We start from the raw sequence: 17,277 nt of genomic DNA, 5'->3' as shown, positions 1-17,277 counted from the left end.
GCCGGCCGCCAGCTCGTGGCCGACCGCCTCCTCCACCATCCCGTGGGCGGCACACCAGTCCGCCGCCCGCGCGTGCAGGAGCGGCACCCGGTCGGGTTCCTCGTCGCGGAGACGGGTGCGCAGCAGGTCGGCGAACAGCTGGTTGTAGCGCCACCAGCCGCGGACGTCGTCCAGGGGCAGGAGGAACAGGTGCGCGGCCTCGATCGACTCGAGCACCCGCTGGCCGTCGCGGCCGCCGGTCACCGCGTCGCACAGCTCGCCGCTGAGGCGGTCCAGCAGGGAGGTCTCCAGGAGGAAGCGCCGCACCGGTCCGGCCTGGCGGTCGAGCACCTCCTCGGTGAGGAAGTCCAGGACGTGGCGGTGCGTCCCGTCGAAGGAGGCGACGAAGCCCGCGACGTCGGTCCGCTCCCGCAGGGACAGCGCGGCCAGCTTCAGCCCCGCGACCCACCCCTCGGTCCGCTCCGCCAGCTCCCGCACCGCGCCGTCCGGCACGTCGACGGCGGCTCCGCCGGCGCCGCGCACCAGGACGCCGGCCTCCTCGGGGGTGCACCGCAGGTCGGCGTCGCGCAGCTCGGTGAGCTGGCCGCGCGCCCGCAGCCGGCCAGCGGCAGCGGTGGGTCGACGCGGCTGGCGACCACCAGGTGCAGCTGCGGCGGGCGGTGGTCCAGCAGGGCGGCCAGGGCCTCGTGCACCCGCGGGGAGGTGACCAGCTGGAAGTCGTCGAGGACCAGCACGGCCTCACCCGGGACCGGCCGCCCCGGGCGCGCGGTCGCGAGCCGGTCCAGGGCGGCGGACACCGACCGCCAGAAGCGCACCGGGTCGTCGTCGCCGGCGTCCAGCGTGAGCCACGCGACCGGGTGCCCGGACCGGCGCGCCCAGTCCGCGAGGAGCGCGGTCTTGCCGGACCCGGCGGCGGCACAGACGAGGATCAGCCCACCGGCCAGACCGGCCTCGAGCTGCGCCAGCAGCCGTGGGCGCGACGCGAAGCCCCGCTCCCGGCCGGGCGGGGTGGTCTTCGTGGCCAGTAGCTCCTCCGACCGCACGGGGTCGGCCTGGAGGAGGACTCGCCCGACTGCTCCGGCCATCGCCGACGGCCCCGCCTGCCCTCGCTCGCCGCGACGGGACGCTGCGACCGGTCATCGTAGGCGCGGGGGCGGTGGAACGGGCGGTCCCCGGCCCCGGGCCGGACGCCGGGGCTTCCACCCGGAGGTCTACCGAGGGCGGATGCCGGATCGGGCCGGAGGGCCGATGCTCGGCGGTCACGTCGATCCGTCGACGTCCCGTCCCCGCTTTCGAGGAGGTGCCGAGATGAGGGTCCTGCTCGCCGGCGCGACCGGCGCACTGGGCCGCCCGCTGACCGCGGCGCTGGTCGCCGGTGGCCACGAGGTCCTCGCCCTGAGCCGCTCCGCCGCCCGGGCGCCCGCGCCCGGCGTCCGGCCCGTCGTGGCCGACGCCCTGGACCGGGACGCCCTCCTGCGCGCCGCCGACGGCCTGAGCGCGGATGCCGTGATCCACGAGCTCACCGCGCTGCGCCGGCCGCCGTACCGGCACTCCGGCATGGCAGCCACCGACCGGCTGCGCACCGAGGGCACGGCCAACCTGCTCGCCGCCGCGGACGCGCTCGGCGCGAACCGGTTCCTGACCCAGTCGATCGTCCTCGGCTACGGCATCCGCGACCACGGCGACCGGCCGCTGACCGAGGAGGACCCGTTCGGGGAGCCGCGGGGCGACCGGTTCGACCCGCACCTGGCCGCCATGCGCGCCACCGAGCGGCAGGCATTCACCGCACCCGAGGGGATCGCCCTGCGCTACGGGGCGCTGTACGGCGGTGACCTGGCCGCCGTGGCGCCCCTCCTCCGACGGCGGCGGCTCCCGGTCGTGTCCAGCGGGCTGCTGGCCTGGGTGCACCACGAGGACGCCGCGGACGCCACCGTCGCGGCGCTCGAGCGCGGGCTGCCCGGCCGGGCGTACAACGTCGTCGACGACCGGGCAGCCACGTGGCGCGAGGTGTTCACCGCGCTGGCCGCCGCGGTGGGGGCACCGCCACCGCGGTCGGTCCCGGTGTGGCTGCTCCGGCTCCTGGCGCCCTACCTCGCCGCCTGCGTCGTGGACACCTCCATGCGGGTCAGCAACGCCAGGGCCCGGGCCGAGCTGGGTTGGAGCCCGCGGTACCCCACCGTCACGGAGGGGGCGGCGGCGGCCGGCGCCGCCCTCCGCGAGGAGGCCCGGGAACCCACCCACCGGGCGGGACGGACTCCGTGACCGGCGCCGCGAGGCAGCCGGCCGGTTACGCGGTGACCGTGGAGGTGTTCGTCCCGGCCCAAGGCGCCGAGCGCACGGTGGACGCCCTGGACGAGGCCTGGCGCCTGGAGAGCTGGACGCCGGCAGCGGCGGCCGTCGTGGCCGTGCGCGAGCACTCGACCGTGCGGGGTTGCGCGACGTCGTCGCGGTCGGGACCCGCGAGGTCACATCGGGGGCTCCGGCGCGGCGGGGGTGACCAGGCCGCGGCCGCCGTCGACGGTGAGCTGCTCGCCGGTGGTGATCCGGGCGGTCGCGCCCGGGACGCCGACGACCGCCGGGATGCCGTACTCGCGGGCGACCACCGCGCCGTGCGAGTTGGCCCCGCCCATCTCCATGACCAGCCCGCCGGCGGTGAGGAACAGCGGCGTCCACCCGGGGTCGGTGGAGGGCGCCACCAGGATCTCGCCGGGCGCCAGGAACGCCCCGGTGGGCTCGAGCACGACCCGGGCCGGGCCGGTGACCGTCCCGGCCGAGGCCGCGGTGCCGCGCAGCGCGCCGTCCGCCTCCGGCCCGGGCACCGCCCGGGCCTCCGGCTCGCTCCCGTCGCTCAGCAGCACCCGGGGCACGTGCCGCCGCGTCATCTCCCGCTCGTACGCGCGGCGGCGCTCGACGACCACGTCCCGCACGTCCACCCCGTCGAGCGCGTCGGCGACCTCGCGCAGGTCGAGGAGGAAGACGTCGTCCGCCCGGTCCAGGACGCCGCCGGCCGCCAGTTCCGCGCCGACCGCCTGCAGCTGTGCCCGGGCCCGGCCGAGCACCAGGACGATGTCGTACTTGGGCAGCTCGCGCAGTCCGGCCAGCTGCCGGGCGCGGTCCAGGGCGACCCCGACGGCCCGGCCGCGGACGGGGCCGCGGCGCCGGGCCCGGGCGGTGAGCGTGGCGACGGCGTCCTCCGCCTCCGCGGCGCTGCGGGCGAACACCGCGTCGGGGGCGGCGGCCGGGTCCTCCAGCCGCAGGTAGTTGGCGAGCACGCCGAGGACGTGGGTGGGTTCGTCGGCCCAGCGCGGCACCCCCAGGTCGATCTCGGCCACGGCGCGGAACCCGTAGCGGTCGAGGAACCCGCGCAACCCGTCCTGCAGCACCGCCGGCAGGGCGCCGTCCCGGTAGCGCTCGGCCAGCCCCTGCGGCGGCGTCCGACGCAGCACCTCGGCGGCGTCGGCGTCGGCACGGACGGCGGACGCCAGGTGCCACAGCGCGAGGTCCATCTCCGTGGTCACGTTGTGCGGCAGCCCGCGCAGGACCGTCGCCAGGTCGCCGGGGTGCGCGTCGGGCCCGAGCAGCTTCCCGGCCAGGCCGAGCAGCGCGAAGCCGGTGGCCGGCGGCGGGGCCATCCGCGGCGCCAGGTCGCCGAGGGCGTGCCCCAGGAGGTCCACGACGGCGTCCAGCCGCTGCCGCCCGGGGGCGCCGTCCCCCGGCAGCGGCCGCTCCCGCAGCCGGGTCTCGATGCGGTCGAGCCGCCGGCGCGCGGCGGCCGGGCGGACGACGGCCTGGGCGACCTGCAGCGGGACGCCGTACCGCGCCGCCACCCAGGCCAGCCGCCGGACGACGGGCCCCCACCCGTGGACCACGGACAGTCGCGGGTCGTCGAACAGGCCGCGGAGGACGGCGGCCGAGCGCGCCTCCATGACGTCGAGGACCCGGGGGAAGACCGCCCGGCCGGCGCGGCTGCGCAGGACCAGGCTGACGTCGAGGAACAGCCGGCCGGCGGCGTCGCGGACCCGCGGCGGGCCGGCGACCGGATCGGCCGGGGGGTGGCCGTACAGCCGGGCGACGGAGGAGCCGAGGACGCGGGCGGCCGCCAGCCCCATCGGCGTCAGCGGCCGGGTCAGCCCCTGCGCGAGGCTGAGGCAGAACCACACCCGCAGCGCGTCGCCGGCCGGGTCACCGTCCGGGATCGGGAACAGGGTGGTGATCGGGCGGGCCTGGGTGAGCCAGAGCGTCCCCGCCGCGTCGATCGCCCACTCGGTGTCCTGCGGCCGGCCGTAGTGCTCCTGGACGCGGTTGCCCAGCCGGACCAGCGCGCGCAGCTGCTCGCCGGTGAGGCACGCCTCGGTCGTCGCCGGTCGCTCCACGGTCTCCGTGCCGCCGCCGGGCCGGGGGCGGACGACCAGGCGCTTGTCCCCCAGCCGCTGCTCGACCACCTCGGCGGTCGCGCTGTCGAGCACGACGTGGTCGGGGTCGACCGCGCCGCTGACCACGGCCTCGCCCAGCCCCGGGCTGGCGTCGACCACGGTGTGCCCGCGATGGCCGGCGACGGGGTCGGCGGTGAACAGCACGCCGGCCACCGCGGCGTCGACCATCCGCTGCACCACGACCGCCAGCCGCACGCCGGCGGGGTCGACCCCGTTGCGCAGGCGGTAGACGACCGCCCGGTCGGTGAACAGCGACGCCCAGCAGCGGTGGACCGCGTCGAGGACGGCCTCGGTGCCGACCACGCCCAGGTAGGTGTCCTGCTGGCCGGCGGCGCTCGCCGACGGCAGGTCCTCGGCGGTGGCCGACGACCGGACCGCCACCGGCTCGGACTCCCCGAGCGCGCGCAGCGCGGCGGTGACCGCCTCGGCCACCGGGCGGGGCATCGGCGTGGCCAGGACGCGCTCCCGGGCCTCGCGGGCCAGCGCGGTCGCCACGGCGGAGTCCTCCACCGGGGTGGCGGCCAGCCGACCGACGACGTCGGCGAGGTCCGCGGCGGCGGCCAGGTCGTCGTAGGCATGCGTCGTCACGCAGAAGCCGTCGGGCACCGGCAGCCCCGCGCGGAGCAGCTCGCCGAGGTTGGCCGCCTTGCCGCCGGCCAGCGGCAGGGACGACGCGTCGAGGTCCCGCAGCCGCACCACGAACGGGGAGCCGACCACCGCGGAGCCGGTCTGCTGCGGTGCTGCACCCATCGCGTGGTCTCCCGCCGTCCGCACCGGTGGAGCGAGGTGCGGACGCTACTCCCGATCCGCTCCGGCAGGCAGGATCCCCCCGACGCCCAGGCGAGGGAGGACCGGTGCAGGACGGGATCGCGGTGGTGACGGGCGCGGGGAGCGGCATCGGGGCGGCCACGGCCCTCGCCCTCGCCGACGCGGGCTGGCGGGTGGTCCTGGCCGGCCGCCGGCCCGAGCCGCTGCGGGCGGTGGCCGGCCGCGGTCCGGCCGGGCGGCTGCACCCGGTGCCCACCGACGTCACCGACGAGGGGGCGGTGCGGGCGCTGTTCGACGCGACCGTCGCCGCCCACGGGCGCGTGGACCTGCTGGTCAACAACGCCGGCCGGTCCGCGCCGGAGGCCGAGGTCGGCGCCGTGCCGCTGGACGTGTGGCAGGCGGTCGTCGCGGTGAACCTCACCGGCACGTTCCTGTGCACCCGCGAGGCCTTCCGCGTCATGCGCGACCAGCGGCCGCAGGGCGGCCGGATCGTCAACAACGGCTCCATCTCGGCCCAGGTGCCGCGGCCTCTGTCGGCCGCGTACACGGCCACGAAGCACGCGGTCACCGGGCTGACGAAGGCGACGTCCCTGGACGGCCGGCCGTACCGCATCGCCTGCGGCCAGATCGACGTGGGCAACGCGGCGACGGAGATGACCGAGCGGATGGCGGCCGGCGTCCGGCAGGCCGACGGCAGTGTCCGGGCCGAGCCGCGGATGGCGGTCGAGGACGTCGCGCGGGCCGTCGTCTACATGGCCGGCCTGCCGCTGGACGCCAACGTCGCGAACCTGACCGTGCTGGCCACCGGGATGCCCTACGTCGGACGGGGTTAGCCCGGTTCCGGGGCACCGGAGCGCAGTACGGTCCGACCGGGCCCTGGACGCGGCCGCCGCGGTCCAGGCCGCGATCGGCGTCCTCGGCCCGGTGGACCCCTTCGTCCGCGGCGGCCGAGGCCCTCAGCAGCCGCCCGGCGGTGGTGGCGGCGGCAGGGTCGGGAGGACGCCGAGGAGCGCCGGCCCGTCGTCGGTGCCGAGCACGATCGTGATGCCGTCGACCGCGGCGGGCCCGGCGGCCACACCGAGGACGTCGGCCACCTGCTGGGCCCGGGCGCTCTGGGTGCCGGCGTACTCGACGGCCGAGGCAGGACGCGCGGGCTCCTCGGTGACGCTGCCGACCAGGAGACCGGCCGCGGCGAGGGCGGCGGCGACCTCGTCCGCGACGTCCGTGCCGGTGGCGTCCACGACGTCGATCGGCGCGGGGACGGCGCAGTCGGGAGCGGGCGTCTCCGCGGTCGGCTCCGGCGCCTCGGGGGTCTCCGGAGCGGGCGGTCCCTCGGGTACGGGTGGTTGCTCTGGAGCGGGCGGTTCCTCGGGTGTGGGTGGTTGCTCTGGAGCGGGCGGTTCCTCGGGTGCGGGTGCCTCGGGGACCGGCGCGGGTTCGGGTGCCGTGGTCGGCTCGTCCGCCGGCGCCTCCGGGTCGGGCGTGATCGGCCCCTCCGGCGGCGACTCCGGGGCCGGTGCCTCCTCCGGAGCGGGGGTGGGCTCGTCGGGCGTGGACGGGTCGGCGGGGGGAGTCTCCGCCGGCGGTTCCTGGGACGGGTCGGTGTCGGGAGCCGGCGCCCTCGGCTCGTCCGACGGCGTCTCCGGCGTCGGCGCCTCCGGGTCCGGGGTGATCGGCTCACCGGGGGCCGGCGTCTCCTGCGGCGTGGACGGCTCGTCCGCCGGCTCCTGGGTGGGCTCGTCGGTCGGTGTCTCGCTCCCGGTCGAGGTCTCGCCCTCGGTCGACGTCTCGTCCTCGGTCGACGGCGCGGTCGGCTCCTCGGACGGCGCCTCGCTCCCGGTCGAGGTCTCGCCCTCGGTCGACGTCTCGTCCTCGGTGGACGGCGCGGCCGGTTCGTCGGTCGCCGTCCCCTCCGTCGACGTCTCTGCCGGCGTCCCCGTCGGTGCCTCGGCCGGCGGGGTCTCCGGCGCGGGGGCGGCCGGCGGCTCCTCCGGAGCCGGCGCGGGCGGCGACTCCGGAGGAGCCGCGAGCACGGTCACGTCGGTCGGCGGCTCCTCCGGCGCCGGAGCCGGGGCCTCGGGCTCGGGTGGCGGCTCGACGGCGGGCGGCGGGCCGGGGTGGGCGGGCTCGATCGGTGGTGCGGGCTCCGGGACCGGGACGGGCAGACGCGGCACCGGCGTCCCGGCGTAGGAGGCGGCGAGCGCGAGGACGGTCGCCACGTAGGAGTTCGAGTGGTTGTACGCGAACACCGCCCGCGCCTGCCCCGCAGGCCCGGAGAGGTCCCCGCCCGCGGCGCAGAGGTACCGGGCCGCCGCGGCGGCGGCGTCGTGCACGTCGAACGGGTCGCGCCGGCCGTCGCCGTCGCCGTCGCTCGCGTAGCGGGACCACGAGGACGGGATGAACTGCATCGGCCCGACGGCGCGGTCAAAGTGCGGGTCGCCGTCCAGCCGGCCGCGGTCGGTGTCCAGGACCACCGCCGTCCCCGGTCCACCGGACAGCCGCAGACCGACGATCGGCGGCGCCGAGCGCCCGTCGGTGTGCACCACGGCTCCGGCGAACCGGCCGTGGTCGGACTCGACCCGCCCGATCGCCGCGATCAGTGACCAGTCGAGGTGGCACCGGACCGGGCTCGCGGCCGCCGCGGCGGTGTACGCGTCCAGGGCGGTGGCCGGTATCCCGCCGGCCGCGAGCCGGGACGCCGGTCCCCTCGCCGAGGGCGGCGGCTCGGGTGCCGGGGCGTCGGTCCGTGGGGGTTCCGGGGACGGCGGCGGGGGCTGCGGCGCGGGAGGCGGCGGTGGGGCGGGAGCCGGCCGGGGCGGTGCCGTGGACGGCGTCGTGGCACTCGGGGCGCCCAGCAACTGGGTCCGCGCGACGAGGGGCGCGGGTTCCGGCTCCTGCGCGGACGGCGCGGCCGAGGGCTGCGGGTGGGCGGCCGGCGTCGCGACGAGGGCAGCGGCCACGACGGCCGCGGCGCTCCCCCAGCGGAACCTGCGCGCCCTCCCGGCGGTCATCCCGCTGATCCCGGAGGACCGTTCCGGCGGACCCGCCCCCGTCGCATCGGCTCAGCCGCCCGGACGCGGCGGGTCGGAGGCTCTCCACGGACTGGGGTTCCGGGTCACGGCACCTCCTCGGCCACGGGTCCGTCCTCGACCGACCACCGGCTGGCACTGCCGAGTGTCACCCAACCCCCGCCGGGTCCGCACCCGTAGGGCTGAACGTCCCGGAGCCGTAACTGCGAGCGGCCCGGCGCGGACCTCACGGCCGCCACTCGTCCTGGTAGTCGTGGTGCTCCGCGTAGGGCATGGCGAGCAGGGCGAGGGTGAGCGCGGCGAGCTGGTGCTGGTCGGTCGGCGTGAGCGGGAAGTCGGCCATCCCCCGCGGCCGGGCGCCGAGGAAGTGCAGGTCAGGACGGGCGTCCCGGCAGGCCAGGACCAGCCGCCGCCGGGCGGCGCACTCGGCGAGGACCCGCGCCGGGTCGAACCGGGCGACGTGCTCGGCGCCGCCCTGCGGCGACCCGGAGGCGTCGTCGACGCGCCACTCCTCCCGCCCGCTCGCCGCGGCGGCGTCCGCTGCGATCCGCTTGTCCTCGGCGATCCGGGCGAGCACGAACTCGTCGAGGTTGGGTTCCCGGTCCGGCTCCAGGCCCGACTCCGCGTCCACGGCCCCATCCTGCCGCCGGACGGAGTCCCGCGCAGGGCCCGCGAGGGTGACGCCATGGGGCCGTCCTGGTGCCTCGCCGACGCCAGGACCCCGACCTCGGCCCGGGTCGACCTCCGGCCCGGGTCACCGCGCACCGGGCTCCGCGCCGCGCACTGGCTGCCGTGGGTGCGGCCACCGCGGCGGCCGTCGTGGCCGCCGGGCTGCTGCTCGCCAGGAGGGGGGACGCCGGGCCGTCCGCGCGCCCGGGGCGGACGGCGGATGCGGCCGCGCCGCGGGCGGCGTCGCCTGCGCCTCCGGCGTCGGTCCCGCCGGCTGGTCCGCGCCGGCCGCTGGCCGGTGGTCGTCGTCCCCTGAAGGCCCGGCGGCGGCGCTCAGCGTGCGGACGCGAAGCGGGCGATGTCGGCGACGGTCGAGTCGTAGACGTCCCCGACGGCGTTCTTGAAGATGCTGTCCGCGCCGTGGGTCAGCCCGAGGTTGACCCGGCCGGTCGAGGGCACGTCGGCCGCCTGGAGCTTGCGGTAGTAGGCGATGCCCTCGTCCCGCAGCGGGTCGAGCTCGTTGACCGAGACGACGTGCGGCGGCAGCCCGGTGAGGTCCTCGACGGTCGCGAAGTAGGGCCAGGCCAGCGGGTCGCGCCGGTGGGCGTCCTCGGGATCGTAGCCGGAGACGAGCAGGTCCATCATCGCGGTGTTGAGGAACCAGCCCTCGTTCTCGACCAGCGACGGGAGCTCGGCGAGCTTCTCCTCCTCGGTCCAGCCGTAGGCCCCGGAGATGTAGGGCACCATGGCGTAGACGCCGGCGATCGCGGCGAGCGTCCCGTTCCGCTTGGCGGCCAGCGTCGTCGCCAGGCACAGGTTGGCCCCGCCGGACTCGCCCTGCAGCACCAGCGTCGACATCCCGAGGTCGGTGCGGTGCGCGTCGATCCAGGCCACCGCGTCGCTGCAGTCGTCCAGCCCGGCCGGGAACGGGTGGTGCCCGGCCGGACCGCCGGCGTTGCGGAAGTCGACGGCGACGACCACCAGCCCGCGCGCGGCGAGGTCCTCGCACCAGCGGGTGTGCACGCCGTTGTCGCAGTTCAGGATCGTCATGCCGCCGCCGTGCAGGTAGACCAGGCCCGGCAGGGTCCGCCCCTCCGCGCCGGCCGGCCGGAAGACGTGCAGCGGGATGTCGTCGCCGTTCCGCCCCGGCGCGGAACGCCGGCTGCGGACGACGTCGTCCCGGCCGGGTTGGTCGCCGCAGATCGCCGCGTACAGGCCCTCGAAGGCGTCGTGCGCGCCGGAGAGGAACTCCAGCTGGGCGCTCATCGGCGCCGCGCGGGTGAGCGGCGGGGGCGCGGCGGGCGCGTCCATGCCGAGGGCGGCGAGGGCCTCGCGGAGCCGCCGGTCGGCCCGGGGATCGGTGCGGTACTCGGCGGTCGGGTCCCCGAGCCGGCCGGGGAGCACCGGCCCGCGGGTGGACGTGGTGGGAGCGGGGTCGGACGTCGTCGTCACGTTGCCTCCAGGGGGTCGTGCGGCGGGACGGTAGTGACCCGCGCCACACCGGCACAACGCCCCCGGAGGTGCGAACTCAGTCGGCAGCGACCAGGCCGGGGGTGAACGGTTCGCCGCCGCCCTCCCCTGAGCCGAGCGGAGGTCGTGCCGCGCCGAGGACGTCGTCGACGACCCCCGCGGCGCCGCCGCCCCGGCGCGACGGCTCGGCGGCGGCGAGGAGCAGCCCGCCGGGGAGGAACTCGACGCCGGTCGCCGCCCCGATCTCCGGCACCTCGGTGAAGGTGTGCCCCCGCGCCTCGAGCGCCACGGCGGAGGCGGCCAGGAACGCCGGCTCGGCCTCCACCGCCGCGCCGTTGCGCGAGCTGGCCCGCGGCGCGGCGATCGCCTCGGCCAGGTCCATGCCGAGGTCGACCCGGTTGACCAGTGCCTGCAGCACCGTGGTGATGATCGTGGCGCCGCCGGGCGAGCCGAGGGCCATCAGCGGCTCGCCGCTCTGCAGCACGATCGTCGGTGCCATGCTGCTGCGCGGCCGCTTGCCCGGGCCGGGCAGGTTGGGCTCCGGTCGCGCCGGGTCGGCTTGCGCGAAGGTGAAGTCGGTGAGCTCGTTGTTGAGCAGGAACCCCCGGCCGGGGACGGTGATGCCGCTGCCGCCGGTCTGCTCGATGGTGAGGGTGTGGCTGGCCACGTTGCCCTCCGCGTCGGCGACGGTCAGGTGGGTGGTGGAGGGCCCCTCGGCACCCGCGGCCACGGGCTCGCCCGCGGGGGCCGGGCAGGGGCCGTACCCGCCGTCCGGGCTGCCGGGTGCGACCGGCTTCGGCAGGGCCCGCGCGGGGTCGAGCCCGCAGGCGCGCTCGGCGGCGAAGCCGTCGGAGAGCAGCTCGTCGGTGGGCACCGCCACCACGGCGGGGTCGCCCACGTAGGCGTTGCGGTCGGCGAAGGCCAGCGCGGCCGCGTCCAGGTAGGCCGACAGCGCGGACTCCCTCGGCAGCGAGCTCATCGGGAGGCCCTCGAGGACGCCCAGCGCCTCGCCGACCGTCGTCCCGCCGCTGGACGGCGGCGCCATCCCGTACACGTCCAGGCCGCGGTACCCCACGCGGGTCGGCGTCCGCACCGGCGCGGTGTAGGCGGCGAGGTCGGCCTCGTCGAGCAGGCCGCCGCGCACCGGTGCGGCGCCGGGCGCCTCGGGTGGGTCCTGCGCGGTCCGCACGACCTCGGCGGCCAGCTCCCCGTCGGCGAAGGCCGCCGCGCCCTTCGCGGCCAGCAGGTCGTAGGTGCCGGCGAGGTCCGGGTTGCGGAACACCGAGCCCACCTCCGGCAGCGCGCCGTCCGGGAGGAACAGCTCGGCGGTGGCGGCGAACCGGCGGAACTTCTCCTCGTTGTCCGCCGTCTGCTGCCGGAAGGTCTCGTCGACGACGAAGCCCTCCTCGGCCAGGGCGATCGCCCCCTCGAGCGCCTCGGCCAGCGGGATCGTGCCGAACTCCGCCAGCGCCCGCTCCCAGGTGAGCGGCGTCCCCGGCGTGCCGACCGACAGCCCGCTCTGCACCGCCTCCTGCAGGGGCAGCGGCTGCCCGGCGTCGTCGAGGAAGGCGTCGGGGCCCATGGCCGCCGGCGCGGTCTCCCGCCCGTCGATGGAGGAGACCGTCCCGGTCGCGGCGTCGAAGTAGAGGAAGAACCCGCCCCCGCCGACGCCGGCCGAGTACGGCTCGGTCACCCCGAGCGCGGCGGCCGCCGCCACCGCGGCGTCCGCGGCGTTGCCCCCGGCCGCCAGCACGTCCAGCCCGACCCGGGTGGCGTCGGGGTCGACGGTGGCCACCGCACCGCCGGTCCCGACGGCCAGCGGTGCGCGCTCCGCCGCCGGGGCGGCGGAGGCCGGTCCCGCGGCCGCGAGGACGCCGGCGGCGAGACAGGGCAGGGCGACCAGCGTGGTCCGGCGACGCGGCATGGGGACTCCTCGGGGTCGAGGGCTCTCGCGGTCGGCCCCAGCCTGCGCCCCGCCCCGCCGATCCGCGCGCCGGCGGTCAGACCTGGAAGACCGCCCAGACGAGGCAGAGCAGCAGCATCACCCAGCTGGTGATCCAGGCGGCGGCGGTGGTTCCGAGGGAGCGCATGTCAGACCATCCCGAAGTGTTCGCTGTGGACGCGGTCGGCGGGCACGGAGAGCTCGCCGAGCGAGGAGCGGACGGCTTGGACCATCTCCTCGCGAGCGCAGATGAAGTACTGCAGGTTGCGGAAGTGCGGCGGCAGGTGGCGGGCCAGCACCTTGGCGTCGATGCGGCCGCGCTCGCCCGGCCAGGTGTCGGTGGGACGGCTGATGACGTGCACCACCGTGAGGTTGAGCCGCCCCTGCAGCTTCTGCAGCTGGCGGATGCCGGTGATCTGGTCCTGGGACCGGTTGCCGAGGAACAGCCAGACGGGCCGCTGGTCCCCCTGGTCGGCGAGCGTGGCCAGCATGCTGAGGAACGGGGTGACGCCGACCCCGGCCGCCAGGAAGACGAAGCCCATCCCGGGGTGGCGCTCGAGCGTGAAGGACCCGTGCGGGCCGTCCACGTAGACGGTGTCGCCGACGCGCAGCTTGCGGATGGACTGGGTGAACTCCCCGACCTGCTTGATCGTGAACTCCAGCCGGGAGCGGTGCGCGCTCGAGGAGATCGAGAAGGGGTGGTAGGTCGGCCGGAAGGGCATGCGGCCGGGCATGATCCAGGCGAACTGGCCCGCCTGGAAGCTGAAGTCCCGCCCGTGGTGCCGGTGGGCCTGCTCCAGCCCGACGGTCACGCTGCCGCCGGGCTCCGGCCACAGCTCCACGACCCGCCAGGGACGCCGCCACAGCCGCAGCGGCTTGACGACCCGGACCCACACCGCGAGCCAGAGGAACAGCGCCGCGTAGAGGATCCACGCCACGCGCATCCACAGCTCGCTGAGGTAGTAGTCGACGAGGAAGGCGTGCCCCAGGCCGGCCAGCACGATGGTCACGCCCAGGACCGAGTGCAGCACGTGCCAGACGGGGTAGCTCAGCCGCAGCGCCCGCCGCCAGATCGAGGTCACCATCAGCAGGGCCAGGGCGGTCACCGACAGCCAGGCGCACTTGGCTCGCAGCGGCGCGTTGACGACGTCGAGCAGCACCCGGTAGCGCTCCTCGGCGAGGAACAGCAGCAGCGGGTGGCCGAAGGCCGCGGCGACGGCGAGGAACGAGATCTGCCGGTGGTAGCGGAGGACCCAGTCGATCCCCATCGGCGCCGTGGGCCGGGAGAAGCGGGCCGCCAGGGCGAACTGCAGCCCGAGCACCGACAGCGCGAGGAAGCCCAGGGCGACCGACAGGTTGACCGCGAAGCCGCGGCCCGGCCGGACCTCGGTGAACGACAGCGCGAGCGGGGCCAGCGCGACCACCACGTGGACGGCGAGCCAGAACACGGCCCGGCCATCGCCCGAGGGGGCCCGCCGGGACCGCGGGACGGCGGGGACGACGGCGGCGTGCTCGGCGGTGACCCGCTCCAGGACCGCGGTCACGGCCGGCCCGCCCGACGCACCCGGAGGTGGTCACAGGGGTGGTGCATGAGGTGTACTCCCGGAAGGTCCCCGCGGGCGCGCCCCGGGTCACCGTCCGACCCGGGCGGCAGGCGCGTGCCGCGGACACCGCCCCGCCGGACGTCCGAGGACGCGCGGCCGGCAGCCGGCCGGATCCGCTCACGGGGGGTGTTCGAGGAAGGACGGTAGGTGAGGGCGACCCCCGGTCGTCAAGCCGCTGGAGCGGTCACGGGGAAGTTCCGCTGGTCAGCGGCGCGTATTTGTTCCGTCACAGGGGGTTGTCCTCGGCGTGCCGCCCCCTCGGCGTGTCGCGCCGGCCGCGGCAGCCGCGCTGCCGTGGAGTCGACCCGCGGTTCGTCGACATCTGCCAGGGCGCGGAGCAGGATCCGGGCTCGGCCATGATCGGCGACATGCCGAACCCCTCGGTCCCGCTGGCGAAGCTGGGCTTCCTCACCATCGGCACCTTCGACGGCGATGACCCCGGCCCGGGGCACGAGACGACGCTGCGGGTGGTCGAGCTCGGCGAGCGGCTCGGCTTCGACAGCGCCTGGGTGCGCAACCGGCACCTGCAGTACGGCATCTCCTCGCCGGTCGCCGTCCTGGCCGCCGCCACCCAGCGCACCCGCCGCATCGAGCTGGGCACCGCGGTCATCCCGCTGGCCTGGGAGAACCCGCTCCGGCTGGCCGAGGACCTCGCCACCGTCGACGTCCTCTCCGGTGGGCGGCTCAACCCCGGCGTCAGCGTCGGCCCGCCGATGCACTGGGACGACGTCCGGGACGCGCTCTACCCGGACACCGCCGACGCGGAGGACTTCTCCTACGAGCGGGTCTCCCGGCTGCTGCGGCTGGTCGCCGGCGAGCGGGCCAGCACCTTCGCCGGGCGCGAGGGCGTGGTCGAGGAGTTCTCCGACCGGGTGCAGCCGCACTCCCCCGGGCTGCGGTCACGGATGTGGTACGGCGGCGGCAGCCTCGGCTCGGCCCGCTGGGCCGGCGAGCAGCGGGTGAACCTCCTGACGTCGAGCGTGGTCAAGGCCGAGGACGGGCCGACGGACTTCGCCGCGATCCAGGCCGCGCAGATCCGGGAGTTCCGGGCCGCGCACCCCGCCGGGCGGGTGTCTCAGGGCCTGGTGGTCATCCCCACGGACAGCGCCACCGCCGCCCAGCGGGAGCGCTACGCCGCCTACGTCGCGGCCCGCACCCCGCGGACGGCGACGCCGCAGGGGCCGGCCCGGCTGCTGTTCGCCCGCGACCTGCTGGGCCCCTCCGAGCAGATCGCCGAGGCGCTGTACGCGCACGCCGGCTTCCGGGAGGTCGCCGAGGTGGTGTTCGCCCTGCCGTTCAGCCTCGCCGACGAGGACTACGAGCAGATCCTCACCGACATCGCCACCCGCCTCGGCCCGGCGCTGGGCTGGCGGCCGGCGGCGACCTAGTCGGGGTCGGGCCCGGGGGCGACCGGCACGTCGAGCCCCACGTCCCCGGCGGTCTCGAAGGTGAAGGTGACCCGCACGGTGTCGGTCGGCGCGATCGGTCCGGTCACGCCCTCCAGCTGCACCCGCACGGCGCCGGTGACCGCGTCCACCTGACCGCCGGCCGGCAGCTCGATGCCGTCGGCGCTGACCTGCCCGGACTCGTCGAGCAGCGCGACCGACTCCGCGGCCGGTGTCGACACCCCGACCAGCCGGTCGGCCTCCTCGGCGTCGTTCGTGAACACCCCGCGCAGCGCCACGGAGGCCCCCGCCTCGACGGTGTCCTCGGCGTCGAGGAAGACGTCGTCCACCGAGACGGCGCCGACCGTGCCGTCGACGCCGGCGGCGTCGGGGGTCTCCTGGATGGTCTCGGCGTCGTTGCCCGCGTCGCAGCCGGCCAGCACCAGGACGCCGGCGACACCGGCGGCGACGGCGGCGACCCGGCGGGCGGGGCGGGGCGGTCGGGGCTGTCGCACGGGGCTCTCCCTCCGCGGGCGCGGGCGTTGCGCGGACCCTCCCGCCGGCGGACCCGGTCCGCCAGGGACCCCGGTCCCTCGGGCGACCGCCCCTGGTCCCGCCCCCGGCTCGCCCGGCACCATCGGGACCTCGGAGAGGGCGGTGGCACCGTGAGCATCGAGCTGGAGCTCCTCCCGGCGCTGGCCGGCCGGCGGATCGTGGTCGCCTGGATGCTCGGCGCGTTCCTGGTGACCTTCCTGGCCACGCGGTTCATCACGCGGGCCATCCGCACCGGCCGCGGCCCGTTCCGGGACGCCAGCGTCGGCGGCGTCCACGTGCACCACGAGGTGTACGGGATCTTCCTGCTGCTCGGCACCGGCCTGGTCGAGCTGACCTACCGGCCCGACGGCGCCGGGCAGAACGTGCTCGCGGTGCTGTTCGGGGTCGGCGCGGCGCTCACCCTCGACGAGTTCGCGCTGTGGCTGCACCTGGAGGACGTCTACTGGACACAGGAGGGCCGCAGCTCCATCGACGCCGTCCTCATCGCCGTGGTCGTGGGCGCGCTGCTGCTGGTCGGCGCCAACCCGTTCGACGCCCAGCAGCTGCCCGGGGACCTGCCGCTCGCGCTGACCGTCACCGTCAACCTCGCCTTCTCCCTCGTCGCGATCCTCAAGGGACGGGCGGTGCTGGGCGTCGTGGGGGTCTTCGTCCCGCTCGTCGCGGCGGTGGCCGCGGTCCGGCTGGCCCGGCCGCACTCCTTCTGGGGACGCCGGTGGTACCCGGCCGGGTCGTCGCGGCAGCGGCGGGCCGAGGCCCGGTTCCCGCCGGGACGGCGGACCCGCTGGGACGCGCTGGTCGACCTGTTCGCCGACGTGCCCCACGCGCACCACGCGGGGGCCGTGGTCGGCGCGCCGCACGCGGAGCGATGAGCGCCCCCGCGAGCCGGTTTCCCGCTCCACCTCGTCTGGAGGTCGAGACGTTTGGACGCCTACCGTCCCGAGGCCTGGTCGGACTTCGCCGTCGCCACGGTCGGTGCCTGCGCCGCGCTCGCCGGGCTGATCTTCGTGGCGGTCTCGCTCAACCTGGCGCGCATCCTGGAGTTCCCGTACCTCCCGGGCCGCGCCGCGCAGACCCTCGGCCTGCTCGTCGCGCTGCTGGCGGCCGGCGTGCTGGTACTCGCCCCGGGTCAGCCGGAGGCCCTGCTCGCCGCCGAGATCGGCGGCGCGGGACTGCTGCTGGCCGCCGGCGCGCTGCCGCCCCTGCTGCGCGGCCGCCCGGACCGGGCGACCGGCGAGCGGCGGGTGGTCGGGCCCGCGGTCATCGTGCTGGTGCCCGCGACGGCGCTCGTCGCCTGCGGGGCGACGCTGCTGGCGGGCAGCGGAGGCGGGCTGTACTGGCTGGCCGCCGCCGTGGTCCTGGGGATGGCCGGCGCCACCGCCAACGCGTGGGTGCTGCTCGTGGAGATCAACCGCTGAGCGCCGC

General features: G+C 77.1%; 13 protein-coding genes. 5 read left to right on the top strand and 8 right to left on the bottom strand.

The window, feature by feature from the left end; genetic code table 11:
- Positions 1 to 431 precede the first annotated feature (431 nt).
- Positions 432 to 1,043: a hypothetical protein gene (locus ACI782_RS11565; RefSeq protein ID WP_456909228.1), complete on the bottom strand. Its 612-nt coding sequence runs from the start codon at positions 1,041 to 1,043 to the stop codon at positions 432 to 434.
- A 265-nt stretch (positions 1,044 to 1,308) separates the two neighbouring features.
- Between ACI782_RS11565 and ACI782_RS11560 the strand changes: the two genes are divergently transcribed.
- Complete coding sequence (locus ACI782_RS11560; RefSeq protein ID WP_456909226.1) at positions 1,309 to 2,262, top strand: NAD-dependent epimerase/dehydratase family protein; 954 nt, start codon at positions 1,309 to 1,311, stop codon at positions 2,260 to 2,262.
- A 203-nt stretch (positions 2,263 to 2,465) separates the two neighbouring features.
- On the opposite strand, the gene ACI782_RS11555 is transcribed toward ACI782_RS11560, so the two are convergent.
- Positions 2,466 to 5,183 carry a PEP/pyruvate-binding domain-containing protein gene (locus ACI782_RS11555; RefSeq protein WP_456909224.1) on the bottom strand — a complete coding sequence of 906 codons (2,718 nt, stop codon included), beginning with the start codon at positions 5,181 to 5,183 and terminating at the stop codon, positions 2,466 to 2,468.
- Positions 5,184 to 5,287: 104 nt separating this feature from the next.
- Between ACI782_RS11555 and ACI782_RS11550 the strand changes: the two genes are divergently transcribed.
- Positions 5,288 to 6,034 carry an SDR family oxidoreductase gene (locus tag ACI782_RS11550; protein WP_456909222.1) on the top strand — a complete coding sequence of 249 codons (747 nt, stop codon included), beginning with the start codon at positions 5,288 to 5,290 and terminating at the stop codon, positions 6,032 to 6,034.
- Positions 6,035 to 6,157: 123 nt separating this feature from the next.
- On the opposite strand, the gene ACI782_RS11545 is transcribed toward ACI782_RS11550, so the two are convergent.
- The 5 genes from ACI782_RS11545 to ACI782_RS11525 all read right to left on the bottom strand — a co-directional run bounded on the left by ACI782_RS11545 (position 6,158) and on the right by ACI782_RS11525 (position 13,855).
- Positions 6,158 to 8,212, bottom strand: coding sequence for a lytic murein transglycosylase (locus tag ACI782_RS11545; RefSeq protein ID WP_456909220.1), 2,055 nt, complete (start codon positions 8,210 to 8,212; stop codon positions 6,158 to 6,160).
- A gap of 244 nt (positions 8,213 to 8,456) precedes the next feature.
- Positions 8,457 to 8,861 carry a DUF6221 family protein gene (locus tag ACI782_RS11540; protein WP_456909218.1) on the bottom strand — a complete coding sequence of 135 codons (405 nt, stop codon included), beginning with the start codon at positions 8,859 to 8,861 and terminating at the stop codon, positions 8,457 to 8,459.
- Between the two features lie 371 nt (positions 8,862 to 9,232).
- Entirely contained in the window at positions 9,233 to 10,351 is a 1,119-nt protein-coding gene (locus tag ACI782_RS11535) for an alpha/beta fold hydrolase (RefSeq protein ID WP_456909216.1), read from the bottom strand.
- Positions 10,352 to 10,427: 76 nt separating this feature from the next.
- The gene (ggt, locus tag ACI782_RS11530) at positions 10,428 to 12,293 is read right to left on the bottom strand and encodes a gamma-glutamyltransferase (protein ID WP_456909214.1); all 1,866 of its coding nucleotides are present in this window, start codon (positions 12,291 to 12,293) and stop codon (positions 10,428 to 10,430) included.
- Positions 12,294 to 12,460: 167 nt separating this feature from the next.
- Positions 12,461 to 13,855 (bottom strand): ferredoxin reductase family protein, encoded by a 1,395-nt coding sequence (locus ACI782_RS11525; RefSeq protein ID WP_456909212.1) that lies wholly within the window; start codon positions 13,853 to 13,855, stop codon positions 12,461 to 12,463.
- Between the two features lie 428 nt (positions 13,856 to 14,283).
- Here ACI782_RS11525 and ACI782_RS11520 point away from each other — a divergent pair, with 428 nt between their 5' ends.
- Positions 14,284 to 15,303, top strand: a complete 1,020-nt coding sequence (locus ACI782_RS11520) for an LLM class flavin-dependent oxidoreductase (protein WP_456909210.1) — start codon at positions 14,284 to 14,286, stop codon at positions 15,301 to 15,303.
- Here the strand turns inward: ACI782_RS11520 and ACI782_RS11515 are convergent.
- Positions 15,300 to 15,815: a copper chaperone PCu(A)C gene (locus ACI782_RS11515; RefSeq protein WP_456909208.1), complete on the bottom strand. Its 516-nt coding sequence runs from the start codon at positions 15,813 to 15,815 to the stop codon at positions 15,300 to 15,302. The two genes, ACI782_RS11520 and ACI782_RS11515, sit on opposite strands and share 4 nt — an antisense overlap.
- Positions 15,816 to 15,965: 150 nt before the next feature.
- Here ACI782_RS11515 and ACI782_RS11510 point away from each other — a divergent pair, with 150 nt between their 5' ends.
- Together ACI782_RS11510 and ACI782_RS11505 are read left to right on the top strand one after the other, a co-directional pair.
- On the top strand, positions 15,966 to 16,724 hold the full coding sequence (locus ACI782_RS11510; protein WP_456909206.1) for a hypothetical protein: 759 nt from the start codon (positions 15,966 to 15,968) through the stop codon (positions 16,722 to 16,724).
- A 51-nt stretch (positions 16,725 to 16,775) separates the two neighbouring features.
- On the top strand, positions 16,776 to 17,270 hold the full coding sequence (locus tag ACI782_RS11505; RefSeq protein ID WP_456909204.1) for a hypothetical protein: 495 nt from the start codon (positions 16,776 to 16,778) through the stop codon (positions 17,268 to 17,270).
- Positions 17,271 to 17,277: the final 7 nt, after the last annotated feature.

The sequence above is a fragment of the Geodermatophilus sp. SYSU D00703 genome (assembly GCF_054050155.1).
The sequence above is the reverse complement of the archived record's forward strand: the minus strand, read 5'-3'. Positions and strand labels throughout refer to the sequence as shown.